A 20,699-nucleotide genomic window follows, 5' to 3' on the forward strand; every position below is an offset into this window, starting at 1 on the left:
GGCTGATCCCGCGGCCCCAGCCTGCAATCCCACAATCGCCCTGGGAGGGTTGATGGACGGTGCGGCTCCACTCTTTCGCATGGAAGGCATTTCCAAGCGCTATGGCGGCGTGCGGGCGCTGGAAAAGGCCGAACTGACGGTCGAGGCCGGCAGCATCCACGCCATTCTCGGTGAAAATGGGGCTGGCAAATCGACGCTGATCAAGGTCATGGCCGGTGTCGTGGCGCCCGACGAGGGCGGCATGGTGCTGGACGGACGCGAGGTGACCTTCGCGTCGCCGGGTGCGGCGAACAAGGCCGGCATCGTCTGCATCTTCCAGGAACTGTCGCTGATCCCCGAACTCAGCGTCGCCGACAACATCGTCATTTCCGATCCGCCAAAACGCTTCGGCATGATCGACCGCAGGGCGCAGCGGCGCATCGCCGAGAATGCGCTGGCGCGCGCGGGTGCCGGCGACATCCATCCGCTGGCGCTGGTCAAGGACCTGCCGCTGTCACGACGGCAGATGGTGGAGATCGCGAAGGCGCTGGCCAGGAAACCGCGCATCCTCATCCTCGACGAAGCGACCTCGGCGCTGACGGCGGCGGATGTCGCGAAGATCTTCGGCGTCTTGAAACGACTGCGCTCGGAAGGGCTGGCGCTGCTCTACATCTCGCACCGCATGAATGAGATCGCCGAACTGGCCGACCATTGCACCGTGTTCCGCAATGGCCGCAATGTCGCCAGCTACGAGGCCGGCTCTAAGAGCGACAACGAGGTGGTCGAGCTGATGATAGGCCGTGAATACAGCCATATTTTTCCGCCCAAGCCGGCGGCGGCACCCACTGGCGCCGCCCCCCGGCTCGAGGCGCGCAAATTGTCCTGGGCCGACCGGCTGCACGATATCTCGCTGACAGTCGGGGCAGGCGAGGTGGTCGGCCTCGGCGGGCTGGACGGCCAGGGCCAGCGCGAATTGCTGCTCGCCTTCTTCGGTGTGCTGCGCGGCCTCTCCGGCGAGGTGCTGATCGACGGCAAGCCAGTGACGATCACCAGCCCGGCAGCGGCCCGCGAGGATAGCGTCGGCATGGCGCTCATCCCGGAGGACCGCAAGACCGAAGGACTGATGCTGCCGATGACGGTGCGCGAAAACCTGTCTTTCGCCGCGCTCGATCGGCTGTCGAAAGGCGGCATCATCGATCGCGCCGCCGAACAGCGGCTGATCGACGACATGGTCGGCCTGCTGGCGATCAAGACGGCGGGCCTCGACATTCCGGTCGGCGCGCTGTCGGGCGGCAACCAGCAGAAGGTGGTGATCGCCAAATGGCTGATGCGTCAGCCGCGCATCATCCTGCTCAACGACCCGACACGCGGCATCGATGTCGGCACCAAACAGGAGATCTATCAGCTGATGCGCAAGCTGGCGGATGCGGGCGCGGCGATCCTGTTCTATTCGACCGACTATGACGAACTGATCGGCTGCTGCGACCGGGTCCTGGTGCTCTATGACGGCGCCGTCAAGCGCGAGCTGGTCGGCGGCGAGATCACCGAGCGGGCGCTTATAGCGAGCGCGCTCAACATCCATGGCGAGGAGAGCCCGGTGGGCCTGGGAGCAAGCGTGTGAAAGACTGGCGCTACTGGCTGGCCGAGCAGCGCGGAACGTTGCTGGCTCTCGGCATCTTCATCGTCATGTTCGTCATCTACACCTCGAACCACCCGGCGGGCTTCACCGCCAATGTCGTGCAGACGGCGGCGAACAAGGGCGTGCTGCTTGCCTTCGTCGCCATGGCGCAGACGCTGGTCGTCATCACCTCCGGCATCGACCTGTCCGTGGGCATGATCTTCCTGCTCACCAACTGCCTGGCCTCCTGGCTGGTGGTGGGCACGCCGATGCAGACCACGCTCGGCGTCATCGCCGTGCTTGTGGCGGGCCTTCTGTGCGGCGCCGTCAACGGCGCCATCGTCATCTATGGGCGGCTGCAGCCGATCGTCGCCACCATCGCCACCGGGGCTGTCTACTACGGCATCGGACTGTTGTTGCGACCTTTCCCGGGCGGTTCGGTCAATGAGGACCTGGCCGACGCGCTGACCGGCCGCGTGTTCGGCTTTGTGCCGGCGAGCCTGGTGGTGCTGCTCGCCATCGTGCTGGTGATCTGGGTGCCGTTCAGCCGCTCGATCCTTGGCCGCGCGGCATACGCGGCGGGCTCTTCGGAAACGGCGGCCTATATGTCCGGCGTGCCGATCCGGCGCGGCAAGTTCGCCGCCTATACGCTGGCCGGGCTGCTGGCGGCGATCGGCGGGCTGTTCCTCACCTTCTTCACCTATACGGGCGAGGCTGCCTACGCGAGCGGCAACTCCTACACGTTGTTCTCGATCGCGGCGGTCGTGCTGGGTGGTGTGTCGCTGTTCGGCGGCAAGGGAAGCGCCATCGGCGCCATCTTCGGCGCCCTTGCCTTCCGCACCATCGGCGACCTGTTGTTCGTGTTCGACTTCGATCCGCTCTGGCAGCCGCTGTTCCAGGGCGTTATCCTGCTGGTCGCCGTCAGCCTCGGCGCCTTCGCCCTGTTTCGGGTCCGCAACCGGCTGGAGTGGTTCCTGTGAGCGAGACGACCTTGGGCGGCATTGCCGGCCGCATGCCGAAATTCATCCGCCGCGCCGACCCGGCGGTGCTGACCGCCTTTGCCTGCATCGTGGTGCTGCTGTTGGTCGGCAGTCTTTATTCACGCAGCTTCCTGTCGCCTGAATATCTCCTGCAGCAGCTCAAGGTGGCCTCGTTCCTCGGCGTCATCGCCACCGGCATGATGCTGGTCATCCTGCTCGGCCAGATCGACCTGTCGGTGCCGTGGTCGGTGGCGGCGGGCGCGATGATGGCCTGCGCGGCGGCCGCCTACGGTCCGGCCGGGGTGGTGCTGGCGATCCCGTTCGGCATCTTCTGCGGCGTGCTGATCGGCATCGTCAACGGCATCGGCGTGGCCTATTTGCGCATTCCCTCAATGATCATCACGCTCGCCACCAATGCCGTCGCGCAAGGGCTGATGGTGGTCTACACCGGCGGCTTCTCGCCACAGGACTCGGCGACCGGCGCCATGCGCTACCTGGCCACCGGCTTCACCATTCCGGGCGTCCCCAACGCCGTCATCATCTGGGCGCTTATAGGGATCGCGATGGTGTTCGTGCTGACGCGCACCGGCTTCGGCCGCGCGGTCTATGGCATCGGCAACCGCGAGCGTGCCGCCTATCTCTCCGGCATCGACACGAGACGCGTGGTGATGATCGCCTTCGCTGTCTCCGGAGGGCTCTCCGCCTTCGGCGGCGTGCTGCTGGCCGGCTACGCCTCCAAGGCGGCGCAGTCGATGGGCGATGCCTATCTGCTACCGTCGATCGCAGCCGTGGTGCTGGGCGGTACCTCGATCCTGGGCGGGCGCGGCTCCTATCTCGGCACCGTCGCCGGCGTGATCCTGATCACGCTGTTGCAATCCATCCTCTCGGTCATGCAGATGCCGGAGGCGGGACGGCAGATCATCTATGGCGTCGTCATCGTCGCCATGCTCCTGCTTTATGGCCGCGCACCGGCGAGCCGCTGACGGTGGACGAAAACGCAGCGCAGGCGCCGACGGGCGCTTCCGGTTTGGCGCCAGCGGCCGTCGTGGTGATGGGTGTCGCCGGCTGCGGCAAGTCAGCCGTCGGCATCGCGCTGGCCACCGCGCTCGGTGCCGTCTTCATCGAGGGCGACAGGCTGCATCCGCCCGAAAACGTCGCCCGCATGGCACGCGGCGAGCCGCTCACCGATCAACTGCGCGAAGGCTGGCTCGACGCGATCGGCGAGCAGATCCAGGCATCGATCGGCAAGCGGCAAGGTGTGGTCGCCGCCTGCTCGGCGCTGAAGCGCGGTTATCGCGAGCGCCTGCGCGGTTTTTGCCCTGATATCGTCTTCCTCTATCTGGAGATCGATCCCGCCACCGCGCGGCGGCGCGTTGGCAACCGCAAGGGCCATTTCATGCCGGCAAGCCTGGTTGACAGCCAGTTCGCCATCCTCGAGCCGCCGGGGCAAGACGAGCGGGCATTGACGCTCGACGCGACACGGCCGGTCGACGAACTCGTCGCCCAGGCAATGCGCTTGATACGCCCGTCATGAGCCTTCTTCGGCGCTGATGCCGATGCCGTCCTGGGCTTCCGTCAACCGCTCATGGCGCGACCAGGACATCATCTGCTCGGGGCACTCTTTCAGCGCCTGCAGCAGGCGGTCGCGTTTGAGCAGGATGTAGCGTGCCTGCAGGGCCATGTTCTTGGCGCCGTCCCTGACTGTGTCCGCTGCCTGGAGCGCCGGTGCCGCCGGCACCAGCTCGGGGCTCAAGACGGCGCGATATTCCCGGAAGGGAACGACCTCGAAGGTCGACATCGCAAACAGGGCCGTCTTGCCGCGCGCGGCGAAATTCGCCGGTGCCGAGGCAAGGTGCGTCCAGCCGCTTTCGCCAAGCGCGGTTTCGGTGAAGGTCGAGCCGGCGTGGATTGTGTTGGTCATCATCACGACGCCGTTCTGCCTCAGCATCTTCTGAATGCGGATGGTGACCTGATAGGCGTCGTCACGGTCGAAGACGATCCGGCTTTTCAGGAACCGGTTCTCGACACGAACCATTGGCGGATTGAGAAAGCGCTGGCCGAATGCCGTCTCGGAAACGCCATGCGTGTTGACGCTGACCTGATGCGCTTCGATGCCGGCCTCATGCATGGCGCGCTTGCCGATCATTGTCTGGGCGGTGAACTGATCGCACCAGAGGATCGCGCCATGGCCGCGTTGCAAAGCGGCCTGCAAGTCCTCAAGCCCTTCCAGCCGGATCGCCGGCGTCCAGCGACGGGCGACCAGATGCGCGGCAAGCTGCATGCGGCGGCGATGGCGCGCCGCGAGCAATGCCTCGAACAGCTTGCGCGCATCGATGTCGCTGCCGAGCACCGCGCGGGTTGCGGCGGCATATCCGGGGAAATCCTTGCGCATATGACGCTTCAGGCGAAACCGCGACGCCCAATCGCAGATCGGCGACCACCAGCGCACCGGCAGCACCGCCGCGACCGCCAGGTAGAAGAGGGCGGCCAGGCTTTCGCGAAGATCCCTGGTGGAGAAGCGGCGGAGCTTGCCGGCGTTAAGCTGCTTGCGGCTGAAGAACCGCACGTCCTCGGCATATTCGGGGACAAAGACGTCGGCGATGATCTCGGTGCGGAAGCTGGCTGCCGATGGCTTGCGGGGGACTTTTCGGGATTTCGTGAACCTCGACAGCCTCATTCGCCCGGCTCTAGATCTGGGATGTCAACTCGACCGGAAAATCGTCGTTGTCGGCATCGCGCATGGCGGCGAGGCTGCGGTTGTCCAGCACCTCGGCGATCGCCTGGCGCACTTCCAGCATCATGTGCCGGACCTGGCAGGTCGCTTCGTCGCAATCCTCGCAGCGCTGGTACTGCGTGCGGCTGGCGCAAGGTATCGGCGCCAGCGGACCGTCCAGCACACGCACGACATGGCCGATCTTGATCTCGGAAGCGGGGCGGGCGAGGCGATAGCCGCCTTCCTTGCCCTTGCGGCTCTGGACGAAGCCGGCGTTGCGCAATTCGCCCAGTATGGCATCGAGGAATTTCTTCGGGATGTTGTTGGCGACGGCGATGTCGTTGACGAAGGCCAATTGGCCAACCGGAAGGTTGGAAAGATGCACGAGGGCCTTGAGGCCGTATTTGCCTTTTTTCGTCAGCATGCCCGAGTCAACCCGTTGAAGCCCCAACCACCCCGCATCTGGCGGCTGTTTGTGTGCAAATGATGACGGCATTGCTTCCACACCCTGCCGTTTCGCGAAAACAAGCCATTGGAAAGGCATGTTTGGCACGAACGCGTTGATTGTTTGTAACGTTTTGCACGAAGGCGCCGGATTGCCCTATCGTCTGCCTAAACAAGAAAAGCCGGCCCCGGGGCCGGCTCTCCTGATCTTTCTATCGGACCGCTGAAACTTTACCGGCTGCCATAAGCTTGGTCGAGCAGGCCGCCGGCGGCGAAATGCTCTTTTTGGACCTTGTCCCAACCGCCGAAGACGTCTTCCACCGTCAGCAGGCGCACGTCCGGAAAATCGGCCTTGTATTTGGCCGCGACAGCCGCGTCGCGTGCGCGCAGGCCATTCTCGGCGGCAATGCCCTGGCCCTCGGGCGTATAGAGGAAGTCGAGATAGCTCTTGGCCAGGTCACGCGTGCCGTGTTCGTCGGCGACCTTGTCGACGATCGCCACCGGGAATTCCGCCAGCAGGCTGACCGAAGGGGTGACCTGCTCGAACTTGTCGTCGCCATATTCCTTGCGGATGCCGCGCGTCTCGGATTCGAAGGTGATCAGCACGTCGCCGATCTCGCGCTGCACGAAGGTGGTGGTCGCGGCGCGCCCGCCGGTGTCGAAGATCGGCACGTTGTTGAACAGCTTGGTAATGAACTCCTTCACCTTGGCGTCGTCGCCCTTGAAGGCTTCCTTGGCGTAGGCGGTGGCCGCCAGATAGGTGTAGCGCGCATTGCCCGACGTCTTCGGATTGGGAAAGATCACCTGCACGTCGTCGCGCACGAGGTCGCTCCAGTCCTTGATGTGCTTTGGATTGCCCGCGCGGACGAGAAACGATGGCAGCGAATAGAAGGGCGAGGCGTTGTCTGGAAAATCCTTCTGCCAGTCGGCCGAGACGAGGCCTTTCTTGACCAGGAAGTCGACATCGGTGACCTGGTTGAAGGTGACGACATCGGCGCCGAGGCCCTCGGCGATGGCGCGCGCCTGCGCCGAAGTGCCGGCATGGGACTGGTCGATGCTGACGCCCGGATGCTTGGCGATAAAGGCCTTGTTGACCTGCACGAAGAGTTCGCGGCCGACGTCATAGGAGGCATTGAGCAGCTTGTCGGCCGACCAGGCCTGGGAGGATGCGAGGATGAGGCCGGCTGCGGCGGCAACGCCGAGGAAAAATCGCTTCATGAAATGGCTCCGGATGTAATGTTTTATCGTTCGAGCATAGCGAGGGTACAAAGGGACGGCGAGGCATAGATTCAGGGCTTGGCACTCGTTGCTAGAAAACCGTTTCCCAGACAGGCTGATCCTAGGTTTTTCTTTTGAGCGGCATCATATTGGAGCTCGGTTCACGTCAACCTTTTCCCAATGGAAAGGACAAATAGATACACATTGTGTATGCGGCATGTTATGGTGAAGGAAAGGAGCCCTCCATGGCGAAAGCCGCAGCCGAAACTCACGCTAAGCCTGTCAATCTGCGCATTCGCGAAGATATGCGCATACTGATTGACCGCGCCGCGAAGCTACGCGGGAAAACCCGTTCCGATTTCATGATCGATGCCGCCTACCGCGCGGCCGAGGATACGCTCCTGGACCAAACACTGATCAAGGTGGATGCCCAGAGTTACCGGCACTATCTCGACATCCTCGATGAACCGCCAGGCGGGGAAGGTTTTGCGCGTCTTATGAACGTGCCCAAGCCATGGCAGGACTGATGCTGTCGGCGCCCACGCCGCTGGCCGAGAACCACGATCTCGAACTTTTCCAAAGCGGAACGGAAAGTCTCGACCAATGGCTTCGCCGCCGCGCACGGGCCAACCAGGTCAGTGGCGCATCTCGTACTTATGTGGTCGCGGAAGGCATACGCGTTGTCGGCTACTACTGCCTGTCTTCGGGCGGGCTTGACCTAGCGGAAGCGCCCGGCATTGTTCGGCGCAACATGCCGGATCCCATTCCAATGGTCGTGCTCGGGCGTCTCGCGGTGGGCACAGGCTGGCAAGGGAAGGGACTGGGTGCAGCGCTTCTGCAAGATGCCGTCCTGCGCGCCGGTCAAGCCGCGACGATCCTCGGGATACGCGGAATTTTTGTTCATGCGATATCGGACGAAGCGAAAGCCTTTTATGAGCGCCATGGCTTTGCGGCTTCCCCGAAAAATCCCATGACATTGGTGCTGTCGTTGAAAGGCCTGGTGAAAGGGTAGGCGGCCGCCCTCGACCGGGATAGGGATTGACGGCGGTCCTATCGCTACGCAGCCGGAAACAGCTTCCAGCGCCCCGGCCGGAACGCCACGCGGCTCTTCTGCGCCGCCGGATGATCGACCGGCAGTTCGATCTCGACCCGCTGGCGTTCGCCGCCGATCTCGAGCTCGACGCGCCTTGTGCCGGCGACCCGGCGGCTGGCGGCCACGGTGCCGGCGATGCAGCCGCTGCAGCCGTCCAGCAGTTCGACGTCATGCGGCCGGAAGTAGAGCATCGCGTCGCCCTCGGGCGCATGCGGCGCCGACAATCCGATCGGACGGTCGGCCAGCCAGATCTCGCCATTCTCGACCTTGACGGGAAGGGAGCTGGATTCACCGATGAAGCCGTACACGAAAGGCGAGTTCGGCGTGTCGTAGATGTCGTCGGCGGTGCCGACCTGTTCGATGCGCCCCTGGCTCATCACCACGACGCGGTCGGCAAGCTCCAAAGCCTCTTCCTGGTCGTGGGTCACGAAGACGGTGGTGTGGCCGGTGCGGTCATGGATTTCGCGCAGCCAGCGACGCAGTTCCCGGCGCACCTGCGCATCGAGCGCGCCGAACGGCTCGTCGAGCAGCAGCACCTTGGGTTCGATGGCCATGGCGCGGGCGAGCGCCACACGCTGGCGCTGGCCGCCCGAAAGCTGCGCCGGATAGCGCTTCTCCAGCCCTGAAAGCTGGACAAGATCGAGAAGCTCGGAGGCGCGGCGGCGGATTTCGGGGGTCGACGGCCGCGTCGGCCCGTGCCGCACCTTGAGGCCGAAGCCGATATTGTCGGCCACCGTCATGTGGCGGAACAGCGCGTAGTGCTGGAAGACGAAGCCTACGTTGCGCTCCTGGATCGATTTCTGCGAAGCGTCCTCGTCACCAAAGAAGATTTTCCCACGCGTCGGGCGCTCCAGTCCGGCGATCAGCCTGAGCAGCGTCGTCTTGCCGGAGCCGGACGGTCCGAGCAGCGCGATCAGTTCGCCCGACTTGATGTCGAGCGAGACATCGTGGAGCGCCGGAAACCGCTCGAACTCCTTGCGCACGTTGGCAACGCGAACTTCCATGCAATGAACCTTCTAATGTCCGCGCGTCGCGGCGAGTTCGGCGCCGTAGCGCATCTCGAGCAGTGTTTTCAAGACCAGCGTGACGAGCGCCAGCCCGGCAAGCAAGGAAGCGACGGCAAAGGCGCCGACGGCGTTGTACTCGTTGTAGAGGATTTCGACATGCAGCGGCATGGTGTTGGTCAGGCCGCGTATGTGGCCCGAGACCACCGAAACCGCGCCGAACTCGCCCATGGCGCGCGCATTGCACAAAAGGACGCCGTAGAGCAGGCCCCATTTGACGTTAGGCAAGGTCACGTACCAGAAGGCCTGCCAGCCATTGGCGCCAAGCGACAGCGCCGCCTCCTCGTCGCCATTGCCCTGTTCCTGCATGAGCGGAATAAGTTCGCGGGCGACGAAGGGGAAGGTGACGAAGACGGTGGCCAGCACAATGCCCGGCACGGCGAACAGGATCTGGATGCCATGTGCCTTCAGCCACTCGCCGAGCAACCCTTGAGCACCGAAGAGAAGCACGTAGACCAGACCCGAAATGACCGGCGAGACCGAGAAGGGCAGGTCGATCAGCGTGGTCAGGAAGGCCTTGCCCTTGAACTCGAACTTGGCGATCGCCCAGGCGGCCGAGATGCCGAAGACGATGTTGAGCGGGACCGAGATCGCGGCCACCAGCAAGGTCAGGCGGATCGCCGAACGCGTGTCGGCATCGCTTAGCGATTGCAGGTAGGTGCCAACGCCTTTGGCGAAAGCTTCCTTGAAAACGATGATCAGCGGCAGCAGCAGGAAGACGGCGAGAAAGACGAAGACGATGGCCATCAGCACGGCGCGTGCCGGCCGGCTCTCGGTCACCGCCGCCGAGCGGCTCTCATGATACGGTTCGTATGATTTGATCTCGGGATCAGCCATAGCGCTTGCGGCTCCATGTCTGCACCAGATTGACGATCAACAGCATGATGAACGACAGCGCCAGCATGATCGCGGCGATCGCGGTCGCCGCCGGGTAATTGTATTCCTCGAGCCGGATGACGATCAGAAGCGGCGCGATCTCGGATTTGTAGGGCAGGTTGCCGGCGATGAAGATGACCGAGCCGTATTCGCCGACGCCACGCGCGAAGGCCAGCGAGAAGCCGGTGATGATGGCGGGCGCCAGGCCGGGAAAGAGCACGCGGGTGATGATCTGGAAGCGGCTGGCGCCAAGCGTGGCTGCGGCTTCCTCCACTTCCTTGTCGATCTCTTCCATGATCGGCTGCACGGTTCGCACGACGAAGGGCAGGCCGATGAAGATCAGCGCAATGACGATGCCGAGCGGCGTGTAGGCGACCTTGATGCCGAGCGGCATCAGCAATTTGCCGATCCAGCCATTCGGCGCGTAGAGCGTGGTCAGCGCGATGCCGGCCACAGCCGTCGGCAGGGCGAAGGGCAGGTCGACCATGGCGTCGACGATGCGGCGGCCCGGAAAACGGTAGCGCACCAGCACCCAGGCGACGAGCGTGCCGAAGACGACATTGACGACAGCCGCGATGAACGCCGTGCCGAAGCTGATTCGAAGGGCGTTGATCGTGCGGCGATCGGTGGCGATGGCCCAGAAATCGACCCAGCCGAGAGCGGCCGAACGCCAGATCAGCCCGGATAGGGGGATGAGGATGATGAGGGTGAGGTAGGCAAGCGAGAAGCCGAACGTCAATCCGAAACCCGGAATGACGCTCGGCTGTCTGAACCGCCACCCCGCCCGCGCGGGTGCTGTGGTCATGTCGTCCCGATCTAGGTTTAGCTCACTGGGCCGGCTTGTAGATCTGGTCGAATATACCACCGTCGCCGAAATGATAAGGCTGCGCTTTCTTCCAGCCGCCGAAAAGCGGATCGTCGATGGTGATCAGCTTGATCGGCGGCAGCTTGGCGAGATCCTGGGGCGGAACCAGTTCGGGCTTGGACGGCCTATAATGGTTCTTGGCGATGATGGTCTGGCCTTCCTTGGAATAGAGGTAGCTCAGATAGGCCTCGGCCACCTTGCGTGTGCCCTTGGCGTCGACATTGGCGTCGACCACGGCCACCGGTGGCTCGGCCAGGATGGAGGTCGGCGGATAAACGATGTCGAAATTGTCGGCGCCGAACTCGTCGAGCGCCAGATAGGCGTCGTTTTCCCAGGCGATCAGCACGTCACCCAGGCCTTTTTGCGCGAAGGTCACGGTCGAGCCGCGCGCGCCGGTGTCGAGCACGGGAGCATTGGCGTAGAGCTTGCCGACGAAGTCCTTGGTCTTGGCTTCATCGCCGCCATCATTGGCGTTGGCATAGGCCCAGGCCGCGAGATAGTTCCAGCGTGCGCCGCCCGAGGTTTTGGGGTTGGGCGTGATCACCTGGACGCCGTCCTTGACGAGGTCGTTCCAGTCGTGGATGCCCTTGGGATTGCCCTTGCGGACAAGGAAGATGATCGTCGAAGTGTAGGGCGCCGAATTGTTTTCGAATTTGGTGCGCCAGTCTGGATTGATCTTCTTTGACTTGGAGACGATGGCGTTGATGTCGCCTTCGAGCGCCAGCGTCACCACATCGGCGTCGAGGCCATCGATCACCGCGCGGGCCTGGGCACCCGATCCGCCATGCGACTGCTGGATGGTCACCGTCTCGCCGGTCTCCGCCTTCCAATGCGCGGCGAAGGCCTCGTCATAGGCCTTGTAGAGCTCGCGCGTCGGATCGTAGGACACATTGAGAATGGTGGTGTCGGCAAATGCGAAACCGAGCGTGCCGAACTGGATAGATGTGGCGACCAGTGCGCCGAGCAGTTTCCTGAAATGAGGTTTGGTCATTTCTGCCTCCGTTGAACCCGCGCCAAATCTAGCGAATTGATAGAAATAAGATGCATTGAATGTTGCCTTTTTTGTTCTCCTGAAGAAAATCTTCGACGACTTGTCGCTGTTATGAGAAATATTTTCCTCGCGGTCGCTCCGCGCCGGAGTCGGCCCACCATCCGGCCTATCTAGGGATGCGCGGTTGCCGGGCAAGGCTGGTTGGGCAAGGGTGGTTGGGCAGGTTACTCGGCGGTCACCGGGAAATCGAAGCGCTGCTTTTGAAATGGCTCCCGGGCCAGCGCAAAATGCCACCATTCGCGCGCGTAGTTCTTGAACCCGCCAGCACGCATGGCATCGACGAGCAGCTTTCGGTTTGCCGCAGCTTTGGCGCCGAGCGGGCGATGCGCGGTCTCGCTCATCGGGTCGAAACAATCGAAGCCGGTGCCGAAATCGAGGGTGTCGGCATCGATCGCGCCGCAGGCCGGTTTCGGCACGGGGGTACTGTCGACAGGCGCGATGGCAACATCGACGGTGGAGCCGCGCGAATGGCTGGACCGATCACCGACGTAGCCCTTGGCAATGAGATCGCCACGCTTGACCGTCGGATACCATTGCGGGTCCGGCGGTCCACCCGCGGCCGTCCATTCACCCATGTCGGCAACGGCGCGGGCAGGGCGATAGCAGTCGAAGACGACCAGCGTCAGGCCTCTGGTGGCGATCGCCCGCTGGACTCTGGAAAGTGCCTCGGCGGCCTCCCGGGTCAAAATGCAGACCGGCGCGTCATAGCCATTCACCTTGCGGTGCAGAAAATTGTCGGCGTTGGCGTAGCGAATGTCCTGGCGGATCGATGGGGCGACATCGGCGAGGCGAACGAAACCCGCGGGGAGGGGATCGGCAGGCGCCGGCAGGGCCGAGCCGGCAATCATCAGCGCACAAAAGCCAATGCGCTGAATCGCCTGGCGCATTCTATTCAAGGATCGCTTTCACTGGACGAAGACCTTCACACTGGCAGCCCGTCCTGCGGCGTCGATGACGGTGAGCGTCGAATAGCCCGCGCCGTCGGGCAGCCAGGTCGCGGTGCGGCGGCGGTCGAGGCCGATGAGGGGCTTGCCATTGGCCAGCCAGCGGAACGGGGCGCGGCCGCCTTGCAATTTCAGCACCAGCGGCGAGGCGTCGGCCGAGTTGGTGGAGAGATCGACGCGGGCGCCGTCCGGCGGGAAGATGATGCTCGGCGCCGGTTCGGTCGGCGTCGCCTGCACCAGGCCATCCGCGCCGGCGCCGAAGCGGGCGAGCGTCACAGGCAGGTCCTCGCGCTTGGGTGTGAAGGCACCGGGCGGTTTGCCTGGCAGCGGTACGGTGGCGAGGCCCGAGCGGACAAAGCCTTCGAACAGGATCGGGGCGGCCGAGACATAGCCGGAGAGGCCCGGCACCGCGCCGGCATCGGGCCTGCCGACCCAGACGCCCAGCACATAGCGGCCATCGAAGCCCACCGACCAGGCGTCGCGGTAGCCGTAGGAGGTTCCGGTCTTGTAGGCGATGCCGCGCTGCAAGGCACCTTCCGGCGGTTTTACTCCGGAGAGGATGTCGATGATCTGCCAATTGGCCTGGTCGCTGAGGATGGTGGCGGTCGAACTCACGGCATTGGCCGGTTCGGTGCCGTCGCGCAGCGAGTGCGTCTTGCCGCCATTGGCGAGCCCCGTATAGAGCTGGACGAGGTCGCGCAGCGTGACGCCGACGCCACCAAGCCCGATGGCCAGCCCCGGCGCCTCATTGACCGGCAGGATTGGGTTGACGCCCGCCTGGCGGAAGCGCGCCGTCAGCCGCGCCGGACCGACCGCGTCGAGCACCCGGATCGCCGGGACGTTGAGCGACAATTGCAGCGCCTGGCGGATCGAGACATCGCCCTGATAGCCCATGTCGAAATTCTTGGGTCTGTAGCCGCTGAAATCGACCGGGCTGTCCTCGATCAGCGTCTCCTGCGCCACCAGTCCCTGTTCGAAGGCGAGGCCATAGATGAACGGCTTCAGCGTCGAGCCGGGCGAGCGCACGACCTTGGTCATGTCGATCCAGCCGGAACGGCTGGAATCGAAGAAATTGGCCGAGCCGACTTCGCCCAGAATGTCGCCGGTGCGGGCATCGGCCAGCACCATGGCGACCGACAGACGCGGCCCGAGCCTGGTGGCGGCGTCGCGGGCCACCTGTTCCAGTCCTTGCTGAACGCTTTTGCGAATCGTCAGCTTGAGCGGCTGGCCGGGGACGGCCTTGGGCAGCATCGCGTAAGAGGCATGCGGGGCGAGGGCCGGCAAGCGCCGGCGCAGGCCCAACACATCGTCAAGCGCCGCGCGTGCCGCCTCGCGTTCGCCGATCAGGCCTGATGAGACCATGCGGGTGAGCACACGGTCGCGAGCTGCGTGGGCGATCTGCAGGTTGCGGTCAGGGCGGCGTTTTTCCGGCAGTTGCGGGAGGGCCACCAGAAGCGCGGCTTCGGAAACGGTGAGCCGCTTTGGCTCCTTGCCGAAATAGGCGAGCGAAGCGGCACGCACGCCCTCCAGATTGCCGCCATAGGGCGCCAGTGTGAGATAGCGTTGGAGGATCTCGCGCTTCGACAACCGCCGCTCGATCTGGATGGCCCGCAGCATCTGCTTGAGCTTGGAGCCGAGGCTGCGGCTCTCGCGCGGCTCGATCAGGCGGGCGAGCTGCATCGACAGGGTCGAGCCGCCGGAGACGATATGGCCGCTGGTTGCGAACTGGCCGGCGGCGCGCGCCAGCGCCAGCACGTCGACCCCCTCATGGTCCCAGAAGCGCTTGTCCTCATAGGTGACCAGCATGTCGACGAACTGCTTGTCGACCTGGTCGAGCCGGGTTTCCAGCCGCCAGTAGCCGTCCGGTGTGGCAAAGGCGCGCAACAGCTGGCCGTCGCAGTCCTGGACTTCCGTGGAGACGGTGAGCCTTTCAGGAAGCGGGGGCGGGAAGGCGCGGTCGAGTTGCCAGAGGGCGGCGGCGGCAATCGTGAAGAAGGCGGCAAGGGAGGCAACTGCGATGGCAGCGCGACGGAGGAGTTTCTTGGAAAGCATGGCGCCGCCCCTCATCCGGCTGCCGCCACCTTCTCCCCGTTTAGTGACGGGGAGAAGGGAGCTGTGGCATGCATTGGCGCCTTTCCTGCGACGTTTAAAGCTGGCGAAAGCTTTGGTGCAGGCTTCTTTCTCCCCGTCTCTATACGGGGAGAAATGCCCGGCAGGGCAATGAGGGGCGGCGCGAACCTCACGTTCATTTCCGCCAAGGCACCTTACGGTGCCTTGATCTCCATCATGCCGGTAGCTGTACGGGCCGAATATTGCGGACGGTACATGTCCTCCACCGTTGCCGCCGGATGGGCATAGGTGCCCGGCGTCACGGCGCGCACGACATAGGCAAGCGTCAGATTGTGGTCGTGGTCGCCATCGGCCGGGTTGAATGCCGCGACGAAGCGATCGTCGCGGAATTCCAGATGCGCGGCGTCGGTCTGTGCCAGCCAGGAGAAGTTCGTCAACTGGGCGCTGGAGACCAGGCCTGGATTGTCGATCTCGAAGCCGGCCGGCAACAGGTCGGTGACCAGCAGGCGCGACGGCCAGCTGTTCTGCTCGGTGACCTTGAGCACGACGACATAGCGTTCGTTCTGGGTTGCCTCGGTCACATTGGCTTCGGTGCCATCGAGCTTGTAGTAGGTGCGGCTGATGGTGAAGCCGTCACCGCCGGCCGGCAAGGGCTGGATCGGCGACGCCACGGTGGTGACGACGGCCTGCAGCGTGGTCTTGCCGGTGTTGGCGATTTCCAGCGGGCTGTCGACAAGCTCGGAGCCGTTGACCTGGTTGGAATAGCCGCCGGAATGCGGCGCGCCATTGACGGTGAGCGCGATGGAGTCGTTGCCCTCCTTCAGCGCGCGCGCCGCCAGCAGCATCCAGGAATCGTCCTGGGTGCTGGTCCAGCGGGCTTCGGCGCGTTCCCTGGTCACCAGTTTGATCAGCTCGGGCACGATGGTCGATACCGGCTTCGATTCCGCCGCCAGCGACAGCATCGCCGCGCCGTCACGCAGCGCCGAACCGTAGTCGGAGCGGTACCAGTCGTAGTCCGTGCTCGACTTGGCGAGCTGAAGCGCGGTCTTGAACGTCGCCTCCGAACGCTGCGTGTCGCCGTAGAGCGCCAGGCTCGCCGCCAGTTGGGCAACGGCCATCGGGCTCGAGAAGGCTTCGAGCTGGGTGTCGGCGTAATAGCGCAGATCGCCGATCGAGGCCTTCTTGTTGCGGGCGAGCACATAAAGGGCGTAGGCGATCTCGCTGCCGCGGTCCTGTACGCTCTGGTCGTAGCCGAGCGAGTTCTGCAGGTTGTTGAGGGCCTGGTTCATCGCCAGAGCCGGCACGTCGTATTTCTGCTCCCGCGCCCTGGTCAGGAATTCGCTGACATAGGCGTCGAGCCACGGGTCGCCGGAGCCCGGACCCCACAGGCCGAAGCTGCCGCTCGAGGACTGGTAGCTCAGGACCTTGTAGATCGCGTCCTGGATGCGGCCGTGCAGGTCAGGGTCGCTTTCCATGCCGACGCCGGATGCCATCTCGTTGACGTAGAGAAGCGGCATGGCGCGGCTGGTGGTCTGCTCGGCGCAGCCATAGGGGTAGCGATCAAGCGTCATCAGCAGCGAGGGCACGTCGAAGGCTGCCGCCTGCGAAACGCCGACACTGACCGAAGCGCCATCGAGCAGGCTGGCTGCCAAGAGTTCCTTGTCGACGCGCAGCGCGCCGCCATTGCCCTTGAGGTCGACCACAAGGCGCGTGGTGACCGGCAATTGCGCCGGGCGCACCGGCACATAGAGCGTCTGCTCGACCTTGGTGCCGTCGGCGTGCGCCAGCTTGATGGTGAGCGAGGCATTGCCCGCCGTCCTGGCGATCAGCGGCACGGTTAGCGTCTGGCGCTTGCCCTGGGCGAGCGTCAGCTTCTGGGGCAGGGACTTGTCGCCGATCGACAGGTCGCCCGTCGTATCGATCGACAGCGCGTAGTCGCCGGCCGGGCCGTCGGTGTCGGCCACGTCGAGGCGCATGACGGCATTGTCGCCAGGCGCCAGGAAGCGCGGCAGGCCGGCGGTAATCACTATGGGATCGCGCACGATCACGTCCGCCTGGGCATGGCCGACCGCTTCCTTGGTCCAGGCGACGGCCATGACGCGCACGGTGCCATTGAACGGCGGGATATCGAAGTCGATCCGCGCCTTGCCGTCGGCATCGAGCTGGACGATGCCGGAGAAGAAGGCGACCAGCTTTTCGGTGGGCGGGCTGCCCTGCGCCTGCATGTTGGCGCCGTCGCCGCCGGTCCGGAGCTTGCCGGTGGTGCCCAGCGAGCCATCGATCAGGCGGCCGTAGATGTCGCGGATCTCCATGCCGAGCATGCGCTGGCCGAAGAACCAGTTCTCCGGATCCGGCGCCTTGTAGTTGGTCAAATTGAGGATGCCGACATCGACGGCGGCAACCATGACATAGGCGTTCGTGCCCGGCTGCACGCCGGCCACGGAAACCGGGATCGACAGCTGCTGGCGCGGCACGGTCTTGTCGGGCGGCGTCAGCGTGATGGCGAGCTTCTTGGCGCCCGGATCGACCGTCAGCCACTTCACGCCGATGGCGCGGGCCGGCATGCGCGTTTCCTGCGCATCGCCCGGCCGGAACAGGGTTGCCGTGACATAGGCGCCGGCACCCCAATCGTCACCGACGGGGATATCGACGGTGCTGCCGCCTGCCGGTACGGTCGCCGTTATGGTCTTCAACAGCTTGTCGGAACCGATGTTGATCAGAAGTTCGCCGGCAAAATGCGGCGAGATTTTCAGCTTCGCCACTTCGCCCGCGGCGTAATTGTCCTTGTCGAGCGCGATCTCCAGGCCATCAGGCGTTTCGGTGGTCGTCGAGGCGACATACCAGCCGGCGTCGAACTCGTAGCTGGTCGCCGGCCCCTCAGGATCGGATGTCTCGACCTCGAGCCGGTACTGGCCCCAATCGACCGGCACGGAGACGGTGGCGTCGCCGTCGGCGCCGAGGTCGACCTGGCCGTTGGAAATCGACTTGGTGAAGGAGACCGGCTCGTAGTTCCAGGAGTTGTTGGAGCGGTACCACTGGTAATTGCGTTCGACCTTGACCAGTGTCCACCGCGCGCCTTTCAGCGCCTCGCGCTTGCCGTTGGGATCGACGGCGATCAGGCTGAACTTGGCGGTGCCGCCCTGCGGCACTTCACCATCGGCGAAGTCCGATCGGATGCCGATCATATGGCCTTGCGGGCGGATGCCGATGTTGAGCGAGCGCTCGATGGCGCGGCCGCCGGTTTCGCGCATGCGCACCGTCACCTTGCCGTCGACCAGCTTGGTGGTCGAGGGCAACTGGTCGACGGTAACAGGGAAGGTCGCCTTGCCGTCATCGCCGACCACCGGGAGGTCGGTGAGCGGCGTGACCGTCGGCTCCGCCGACTGCTCGTCGGCGAGGCCGAAGGAAAAGTTGGGAAAGCGGTCCCAGTCACGAGAGGTCGACAGCGTCAACTCCCCTTCCAGCGCAAGGCCCGCCGCCGGCGCGCCATAGAGGAAGCGGCCGTCGATGTCGATGTTGGCGGTTTCGCCCCGCGCAATCTCCTGCTTGTCGGCTTTCATGTCGAATTCGATGCGATCCGGCACGAAGTCCTCGACCAGGAACATCTGGCTGGCCACCGCCGGCTGCTTGGGATCGGTGTGGATCGACACCGACCATGTGCCGCGCATGGCGTTGGGTTCGAGCGGCAGGTCGACGGCATGGCCGCCGGCCGAGGCGCCGTCACTGACGATGCGGCGGTCCTCGACGCCATCGGGGCGCGAGAAGATGAAGGTCAGCGGCAGGTTCTCGACCGCCTTGCTCGCACCATCGCGGGCAAGGGCGGCGACATGGACGTCCTCGCCGGCGCGGTAGATGCCGCGCTCGGTCCAGGCATAGACGTCGAGCGCGCCTGGTGCCGCGCGTCCGGTGACGCCACGGTCGGACAGGTCGAAGCCGGCCTTGGCCATGTCGAGGAAGACGAAATCATTATCGCCCTGCTTGGCCATCAGCACGGCCGGCACCATGCCGCCGTCACCGCGCGTCAGGCCGGGGTTGAAGACGGCGTGGCCGTCGGCATCCGACGTCGCGGTGCCGAGAACCTCGTTGTTCCTGGCAACCAGCGTCAGTTCGGCGCCGGCAATCGGCTTGGCGCTGCCCAGCGAACGGGCAAAGACATTGAGCCCGTCCTGGCCGGTATAGGTCGACAGGCCGATGTCGGAAACGACGAACCACTGCGTGGCCAGCGAACCGTAGTCGTCGCTCTTGTCGTTGACGGGCTGCGCGGTCAGCACATAGACGCCGGGCTTGCGCTGCGGCAGCGCTTCGTCGACCGGGAAGGAGGTGGTGACTTCCTTGTTGAGGTCGTTGCCGATGTCGAGTTGGCCCTGCCAGACCGGTGCGCCCATCTGCTCGGAAATGTTGGAGATGTCATAGCCGTCGAGCTGGTGCAGGAACTGGTAGCCCGACAGAAGCTGCGCCAGCGAACGGTCGCCGATGCGGTAGAGCTTCATTTCGGCGGCGTTCATGTTGACGGTGACGACCGGGATGCCGCGGCGCGCGCCGGCCGGCAGCACGAAGCTGTCGCCGGTGAAGCGGGCGGACGGCGCGCGGTCCTGTACGTAGATCGACAGCACCACGGGGGCGGCGGTCACTTCGCCGATCGCCGCCGGCAGGCCGGCGCGGAAGGTGACGTCGTAATGCTGGCCATGCTCCAGGCCCTCGACGCAGATCTGCTTGTCCTTGGCCTCGACGCCCTTGGGCGGCGCGTTGTCGACGGTGACGAACTGCGCGTAGTCGACGCCGGTCTTGACCAGTTCCTCGGAGAATTGCGCGCAGATGCGCGGCGCGCTGGTGTCGGCATCGATGCTGTGATCGACAACGCGGAATCCTTTGCGGGCTTTCAGATCGGCATAGTCGGCCTGGACCGCGGGCGAGCTTTCCAGCGCAAGGCTGGCCTCATAGGCCTGCAGCGCCGGCCGGTAGAGATCGCGCTTGTCGAGACCGTTGCCGAGCAGCGCCAGCACTTCGGCGCGCGTCTTGGTGGTGCGCAGCAGCTTATAGGCGTTGAAGGCGGCCGACGTGCCGTTTGCCGGCAAAGTCGAGGCTTCGGAGGTGTTGGCGGCAGGCTGCACGGCCAGCGTTTCGCGCGCCAGCTTGAGCCAGAGCTGGCCATCGTCAGGCATGACCGAGACCGCGGCCTCGTATTTCTGCATGGCGGAGCGATGGTCGCCGGTCAATACGGCCTGTTCGGCGGCATTGGTCAGCGCCGCCATGCCCTCTGTCGGCTTGTCGAAGGCCGGGCCGAGCAGCTTGTTGCGGTATTGCTGGGCCTGGTCGGCCATCCAGTTGGGAAAGAAGGCGAGTTCCGGCGGCGCGCCGATGTCGGGATCGCCGTCCATGTTGACGACCTTGCCGGCGACCGCGCCGGTGAAGGATTTCAACTGGTTATAGTCGGATTTGAGAAAGCACCATTTTGCCTTGGTGTTGTAGGTGAAGGCGCGGCAGGCCGGATCGCCGAGGCATGTCGTCTTGCACTGGTCGAGCGTGACGTTCTGGTCGGACCGGAGATCGAAGCCGAAATAATCGGAATTGTCCGTCGTCGCGATCCGCCGGGCCTCGGCCGCTTGCGCGACGCTACCCCAGGCAAGGAAAAAAAGGACGAGAATCGACAGACCACGAGCCGCGCGCATTGCCATTACACCCTCCAGACAATTGCAGACGTCCGGGCATGATCAAGCTTCAGTCGGGCTTGTCAACGCGCGAACGCGGCAGGTGCCGCCTGCCAACGGTTTATTTTCCGGCCAA

General features: G+C 64.5%; 16 protein-coding genes. 6 read left to right on the plus strand and 10 right to left on the minus strand.

The genetic code is table 11. The annotated features are described in order from the left end of the window. Window positions 1-52 precede the first annotated feature (52 nt). The 4 genes from LB555_RS23635 to LB555_RS23650 are packed head-to-tail and all read left to right on the plus strand — an operon-like array spanning window position 53 to window position 4,111. Complete coding sequence (locus tag LB555_RS23635; RefSeq protein WP_224683995.1) at window positions 53-1,600, plus strand: sugar ABC transporter ATP-binding protein; 1,548 nt, start codon at window positions 53-55, stop codon at window positions 1,598-1,600. After that, window positions 1,597-2,577, plus strand: a complete 981-nt coding sequence (locus LB555_RS23640) for an ABC transporter permease (protein WP_140665363.1) — start codon at window positions 1,597-1,599, stop codon at window positions 2,575-2,577. The genes LB555_RS23635 and LB555_RS23640 overlap by 4 nt, the downstream gene beginning before the upstream one ends. Further along, window positions 2,574-3,560, plus strand: a complete 987-nt coding sequence (locus LB555_RS23645) for an ABC transporter permease (protein ID WP_015317118.1) — start codon at window positions 2,574-2,576, stop codon at window positions 3,558-3,560. The genes LB555_RS23640 and LB555_RS23645 overlap by 4 nt, the downstream gene beginning before the upstream one ends. A gap of 2 nt (window positions 3,561-3,562) precedes the next feature. Continuing rightward, window positions 3,563-4,111: a gluconokinase gene (locus LB555_RS23650; protein WP_224683913.1), complete on the plus strand. Its 549-nt coding sequence runs from the start codon at window positions 3,563-3,565 to the stop codon at window positions 4,109-4,111. Here LB555_RS23650 and LB555_RS23655 read toward each other — a convergent pair. From LB555_RS23655 to LB555_RS23665, 3 genes are all read right to left on the minus strand, one after another. Beyond that, window positions 4,106-5,254, minus strand: a complete 1,149-nt coding sequence (locus LB555_RS23655) for a hypothetical protein (RefSeq protein ID WP_224683914.1) — start codon at window positions 5,252-5,254, stop codon at window positions 4,106-4,108. The two genes, LB555_RS23650 and LB555_RS23655, sit on opposite strands and share 6 nt — an antisense overlap. Window positions 5,255-5,264: 10 nt before the next feature. After that, a complete protein-coding gene (locus tag LB555_RS23660) occupies window positions 5,265-5,714 on the minus strand; it encodes an RrF2 family transcriptional regulator (protein WP_023769580.1) in 450 nt (149 codons plus the stop codon). Between the two features lie 251 nt (window positions 5,715-5,965). Beyond that, window positions 5,966-6,952, minus strand: coding sequence for a sulfate ABC transporter substrate-binding protein (locus LB555_RS23665; RefSeq protein ID WP_224641245.1), 987 nt, complete (start codon window positions 6,950-6,952; stop codon window positions 5,966-5,968). Between the two features lie 245 nt (window positions 6,953-7,197). On the opposite strand from LB555_RS23665, the gene LB555_RS23670 reads away from it, so the two are divergent. Both LB555_RS23670 and LB555_RS23675 read left to right on the plus strand, forming a co-directional pair. Beyond that, entirely contained in the window at window positions 7,198-7,479 is a 282-nt protein-coding gene (locus LB555_RS23670) for a DUF1778 domain-containing protein (RefSeq protein ID WP_140873259.1), read from the plus strand. Further along, the gene (locus LB555_RS23675) at window positions 7,479-7,964 is read left to right on the plus strand and encodes a GNAT family N-acetyltransferase (protein WP_140874409.1); all 486 of its coding nucleotides are present in this window, start codon (window positions 7,479-7,481) and stop codon (window positions 7,962-7,964) included. The genes LB555_RS23670 and LB555_RS23675 overlap by 1 nt, the downstream gene beginning before the upstream one ends. 44 nt (window positions 7,965-8,008) lie before the next feature. On the opposite strand, the gene LB555_RS23680 is transcribed toward LB555_RS23675, so the two are convergent. From LB555_RS23680 to LB555_RS23710, 7 genes are all read right to left on the minus strand, one after another. Next, entirely contained in the window at window positions 8,009-9,049 is a 1,041-nt protein-coding gene (locus LB555_RS23680) for a sulfate/molybdate ABC transporter ATP-binding protein (RefSeq protein ID WP_015317125.1), read from the minus strand. Window positions 9,050-9,061: 12 nt separating this feature from the next. After that, window positions 9,062-9,946: a sulfate ABC transporter permease subunit CysW gene (cysW, locus tag LB555_RS23685; RefSeq protein WP_015317126.1), complete on the minus strand. Its 885-nt coding sequence runs from the start codon at window positions 9,944-9,946 to the stop codon at window positions 9,062-9,064. Then, a complete protein-coding gene (gene cysT / locus LB555_RS23690; RefSeq protein WP_224683915.1) occupies window positions 9,939-10,790 on the minus strand; it encodes a sulfate ABC transporter permease subunit CysT in 852 nt (283 codons plus the stop codon). Before cysT ends, cysW begins: the two co-directional genes overlap by 8 nt. Window positions 10,791-10,812: 22 nt before the next feature. Then, complete coding sequence (locus LB555_RS23695) at window positions 10,813-11,841, minus strand: sulfate ABC transporter substrate-binding protein (protein ID WP_140714499.1); 1,029 nt, start codon at window positions 11,839-11,841, stop codon at window positions 10,813-10,815. A gap of 224 nt (window positions 11,842-12,065) precedes the next feature. Next, the gene (locus tag LB555_RS23700) at window positions 12,066-12,788 is read right to left on the minus strand and encodes a M15 family metallopeptidase (RefSeq protein ID WP_015317129.1); all 723 of its coding nucleotides are present in this window, start codon (window positions 12,786-12,788) and stop codon (window positions 12,066-12,068) included. Between the two features lie 18 nt (window positions 12,789-12,806). Continuing rightward, on the minus strand, window positions 12,807-14,897 hold the full coding sequence (gene pbpC / locus LB555_RS23705) for a penicillin-binding protein 1C (protein ID WP_224683916.1): 2,091 nt from the start codon (window positions 14,895-14,897) through the stop codon (window positions 12,807-12,809). A gap of 212 nt (window positions 14,898-15,109) precedes the next feature. After that, window positions 15,110-20,590, minus strand: a complete 5,481-nt coding sequence (locus LB555_RS23710; RefSeq protein ID WP_224683918.1) for an alpha-2-macroglobulin family protein — start codon at window positions 20,588-20,590, stop codon at window positions 15,110-15,112. Window positions 20,591-20,699: the final 109 nt, after the last annotated feature.

Source organism: Mesorhizobium sp. BR-1-1-10, from assembly GCF_020165595.1.
In the GTDB taxonomy this organism is placed as follows: domain Bacteria; phylum Pseudomonadota; class Alphaproteobacteria; order Rhizobiales; family Rhizobiaceae; genus Mesorhizobium; species Mesorhizobium australicum.

Excerpts from the sequence above, each read along its gene's own strand:
- LB555_RS23635 (WP_224683995.1), top strand. The coding sequence starts at position 53 with ATGGACGGTGCGGCTCCACTCTTTCGCATGGAAGGCATTTCCAAGCGC.
- LB555_RS23655 (WP_224683914.1), bottom strand. The coding sequence starts at position 5,254 with ATGAGGCTGTCGAGGTTCACGAAATCCCGAAAAGTCCCCCGCAAGCCA.
- LB555_RS23660 (WP_023769580.1), bottom strand. The coding sequence starts at position 5,714 with ATGCTGACGAAAAAAGGCAAATACGGCCTCAAGGCCCTCGTGCATCTT.
- LB555_RS23665 (WP_224641245.1), bottom strand. The coding sequence starts at position 6,952 with ATGAAGCGATTTTTCCTCGGCGTTGCCGCCGCAGCCGGCCTCATCCTC.
- LB555_RS23670 (WP_140873259.1), top strand. The coding sequence starts at position 7,198 with ATGGCGAAAGCCGCAGCCGAAACTCACGCTAAGCCTGTCAATCTGCGC.
- LB555_RS23675 (WP_140874409.1), top strand. The coding sequence starts at position 7,479 with ATGCTGTCGGCGCCCACGCCGCTGGCCGAGAACCACGATCTCGAACTT.
- LB555_RS23680 (WP_015317125.1), bottom strand. The coding sequence starts at position 9,049 with ATGGAAGTTCGCGTTGCCAACGTGCGCAAGGAGTTCGAGCGGTTTCCG.
- cysW (WP_015317126.1), bottom strand. The coding sequence starts at position 9,946 with ATGGCTGATCCCGAGATCAAATCATACGAACCGTATCATGAGAGCCGC.
- cysT (WP_224683915.1), bottom strand. The coding sequence starts at position 10,790 with ATGACCACAGCACCCGCGCGGGCGGGGTGGCGGTTCAGACAGCCGAGC.
- LB555_RS23695 (WP_140714499.1), bottom strand. The coding sequence starts at position 11,841 with ATGACCAAACCTCATTTCAGGAAACTGCTCGGCGCACTGGTCGCCACA.
- LB555_RS23700 (WP_015317129.1), bottom strand. The coding sequence starts at position 12,788 with ATGCGCCAGGCGATTCAGCGCATTGGCTTTTGTGCGCTGATGATTGCC.
- pbpC (WP_224683916.1), bottom strand. The coding sequence starts at position 14,897 with ATGCTTTCCAAGAAACTCCTCCGTCGCGCTGCCATCGCAGTTGCCTCC.
- LB555_RS23710 (WP_224683918.1), bottom strand. The coding sequence starts at position 20,590 with ATGGCAATGCGCGCGGCTCGTGGTCTGTCGATTCTCGTCCTTTTTTTC.